The organism is Baaleninema sp. (assembly GCF_049974805.1).
Lineage (GTDB): Bacteria > Cyanobacteriota > Cyanobacteriia > Cyanobacteriales > Geitlerinemataceae > Baaleninema.
This window is the reverse complement of sequence record NZ_JBNGCO010000210.1, coordinates 1-3,550: the sequence shown is the minus strand read 5'-3', so window position 1 is coordinate 3,550 and position 3,550 is coordinate 1. Positions and strand designations below refer to the sequence as shown.

Here is a 3,550-nt window from a genome sequence, read left to right as displayed (position 1 = left end):
GAGTTCGCCGCAAGAGGGACTCTTGCTGGGGAGTTGGATAGAAGCGATATCGGAAAGCTCGAAGTGTCATTTTGGCAGTTTACTAGCCCAAATTTATTGTAAAGCCGTCCTGGAAGGACGGGGTTTTAAACCCAAAATTTCGTGATCACCCCGATCGCACCATCACCCCGATCGCACCATCACCTCATCATCCCCTCATCTCATCACCCCATCACCTCATCATCCCCTCATCATCCCCTCATCTCATCACCCCATCATCTCATCACCCCGATCGCACCATCAACGTCCGCATATGTTCTTTGAACGCTTCCACTTCAGCAGGAGTCGGTTGGGTTTGCTGCCAACTGTCTCGCTGGTTGAGGCGATCGTTCCAGGCTTGGACGCGAGGATACTCCGCCAGGGAAACCCCCAATTGGGGCAACCACAACACCGCCGTTCCGCCGACGATATCCGCAAACGAGAGAGTTTCGCCGCCGAAATAGGACGCCTCGCCCAGTTTCTCCTCGAAAAAGCCGAGAACCGTTCCAACCTTCTCTCGAGATTTAGCCAAGGTTTCCTCGTTGGCGTTACCGAATCCCATCGCCTGACGGATTAACGGATTCATGGCGGGTAACAGTTCGTTGGTGGTGACGAGTTCCACCATGCGAGCGATCGCCAAGGCTTTCGGTTCCTGGGGAAGTAACGACGGTTCGGGAACTTTCGCCTCGAGATAGTCCAAAATCGCCAGGGATTCCACCACCGCAAAGTCGCCATCTTCCAAAACTGGCACGTGATGGAAGGGATTCAACGCCACGAACTCCGGCTTAAACTGATCGCCGTTGAGTTCCAAGCGGGATAACTCGAAGGAAATCCCCTTTTCAAACAGCGCAATCCATACCCGACGGGCGTTGACGGAAATGGGATGGTAATGCAATTTGACCTTCATCGGCGGAGACTGGGGTTCTGTCGGCGTCGAAAGCGTTTCCGGTTGCGAAGACGCCCCTTGTAGGGTGCCGTCGGGAAGAATCGCCTCACTGAGATCGGCATTTTCCAAATTGGCCAAACTTAAATCCGCTTTGAGTAAATTGGCATGGGTGAGATTGGCCCCGGTCAAATCCGCACGGGTGAAAATCGCCCCGCGCAAGTCCGCCCCGCACAAATTGGCACCGCTGAGATCGGCCCAACTGAAATCCGCCCCGCGCAAGTCCGCCCGACTCAGGTTGGCTTCGTTGAGGATGGCTTCGCTGAGGTCGATGCCGTGCAAAATGGCGTTATGCAAGTCCGCTTCGCTGAGGCGCACTTGCTCGAATTCCCGCTCTCCGGCGGCGTACCGTCGCAGCAGTTCTTCGGTCGATCGAATTCCTTCCTCTGGTGGGTTCATAATCAGTTCGACGTATCTCGTAATCTCACCATTCCATCATCTCATTATCCTCCCGTCGTCGAGTCGCTCGCAGAAGCCTTACAATATGTGAAGATATGAAGTCGTTTTAATTTTCGATCGATCGTCGATCGTTTTTGCACTTATCCTTCGATTGTATGACCGACGTACCCGTCTCCCGAATTCGCAATTTCTCGATTATCGCGCACATCGACCACGGCAAATCGACCCTTGCCGATCGGCTGCTCATGCACACCGGAACGGTCGAACAGCGCAAAATGAAAGACCAGTTCCTCGACAACATGGATTTGGAGCGGGAACGGGGCATTACGATTAAGTTGCAAGCCGCTCGTATGGACTACAAAGCCCGAGATGGCGAGGATTACGTCCTCAACTTAATCGATACGCCGGGTCACGTGGATTTTACTTACGAGGTGTCTCGATCGCTGGCCGCCTGTGAAGGGGCCTTGTTGGTGGTGGACGCTTCCCAAGGGGTGGAAGCCCAAACTCTGGCTAACGTCTATCTCGCCCTGGAACACGACCTGGAAATTATTCCAGTTCTCAATAAAATCGACCTTCCCGGGGCAGAACCGGAACGAGTTATCGAGGAAATCGAGGAAGTCATCGGTTTAGACTGTTCCCAAGCCATTCGCGCCTCCGCCAAACAAGGGATTGGCATTCCCGAAATTCTCGAATCCTTGGTGCATCTGGTGCCGCCGCCTCAAGACACCGTGGATAAACCGCTGCGGGCGCTGATTTTCGATAGTTATTACGACCCCTATCGCGGCGTTATCGTCTATTTCCGGGTCATGGACGGTACTTTGAAACAGGGCGATCGCATCCGCTTGATGGCCTCGAAAAAGGAATACGACCTCGACGAAATCGGCATTCTCGCCCCAACCCAAAAACCGGTTGAAGAACTCCACGCCGGAGAAGTGGGCTATCTCGCCGCCGCCATTAAAGCCGTCGAAGACGCCCGAGTTGGCGATACCATCACCCTGGCTAAAACCCCCGCCGAAGCCCCCCTTCCCGGTTACACGGAAGCCAAACCGATGGTGTTTTGCGGTTTGTTCCCCACGGACGCCGACCAATTCGAGGATTTGCGGGAAGCCCTGGAAAAACTGAAACTCAATGACGCCGCTCTCAATTACGAACCGGAAACCTCCAGTGCGATGGGGTTTGGCTTCCGCTGCGGTTTCTTGGGGCTGCTGCACATGGAAATCGTGCAGGAACGGCTCGAACGGGAGTACGATTTAGATTTGATTACCACCTCCCCCTCGGTGGTGTATCGGGTGACGAAGACGGACGGGGAAGAGATTCAGGTGGATAACCCCAGTTTGATGCCCGATCCTGTACAGCGGGAGAAAATTGAGGAACCCTACGTGCGGATTGAGTTGATTACGCCGGAAGAGTACGTGGGGACGCTGATGGAGTTGTGTCAGTCCCGGCGAGGCGAGTTTACGGATATGAAGTATCTGACGCCGACGCGGACGACGCTGGTATACGAGTTACCGTTGGCGGAGGTGGTGACGGACTTTTTCGATCGCATTAAGTCTCGATCGCGCGGTTATGCCAGTATGGAATACCAGCTAATCGGCTATCGTCCCAACGATTTGGTTCGTCTGGACGTGATGGTAAACGGAGATCCCGTGGATGCGTTGGCGGCGATCGTTCACCGCGATAAAGCCTATCCGGTGGGGCGTGCGTTGGTGGAAAAACTCAAGGAATTGATTCCCCGCCATCAGTTTAAGGTGCCGTTGCAAGCGGCGATTGGCAGTCGGATTATTGCCAGCGAACATATTCCGGCGTTGCGAAAGGACGTTTTGGCGAAGTGTTACGGCGGCGATATTTCTCGGAAGAAGAAACTGTTGAAGAAACAGGCGAAAGGCAAGAAACGCATGAAGGCGATCGGTACGGTAGACGTTCCGCAAGAGGCGTTTATGGCCATGTTGAAGCTGGAACAGGAGTAGAGAGGCGTTTCCGCCAGTTCGACAAGTTAGAACCCCGGCATCTCGAAGATGCCGGGGTTCTTTTTTGAGTCGATTCGATCGACGCGAGAGGTTTCGATCGCATCTCAAAATCGCTGCACGATACCGAATTCCTGTCTCAAACAACCGTTTTAGATTGCCCAGGCGATCGTTGACATCCTCACCGCCGAAGGAAGGGCGGTGATTCCCAAACCTCGCGATTTGG

3 protein-coding genes are annotated in these 3,550 nt (G+C 54.1%); 1 reads left to right on the top strand and 2 read right to left on the bottom strand.

Features of this window, described 5'->3' with window-relative positions; all coding sequences use genetic code 11:
* A partial coding sequence (locus ACP5D4_RS21315) for a helix-turn-helix domain-containing protein (protein ID WP_428013613.1) occupies positions 1–70 on the bottom strand: 70 nt, incomplete at its 3' end.
* 192 nt (positions 71–262) lie between these two features.
* The gene (locus ACP5D4_RS21310) at positions 263–1,360 is read right to left on the bottom strand and encodes a pentapeptide repeat-containing protein (protein ID WP_428013612.1); all 1,098 of its coding nucleotides are present in this window, start codon (positions 1,358–1,360) and stop codon (positions 263–265) included.
* A 155-nt stretch (positions 1,361–1,515) separates the two neighbouring features.
* Here ACP5D4_RS21310 and lepA point away from each other — a divergent pair, with 155 nt between their 5' ends.
* Positions 1,516–3,327, top strand: coding sequence for a translation elongation factor 4 (gene lepA, locus ACP5D4_RS21305; protein ID WP_428013611.1), 1,812 nt, complete (start codon positions 1,516–1,518; stop codon positions 3,325–3,327).
* Positions 3,328–3,550 lie beyond the last annotated feature (223 nt).

What these genes read in the sequence shown, in the direction of transcription:
- ACP5D4_RS21310 (WP_428013612.1), bottom strand. Translation starts at nt 1,360, where the DNA reads ATGAACCCACCAGAGGAAGGAATTCGATCGACCGAAGAACTGCTGCGA.
- lepA (WP_428013611.1), top strand. Translation starts at nt 1,516, where the DNA reads ATGACCGACGTACCCGTCTCCCGAATTCGCAATTTCTCGATTATCGCG.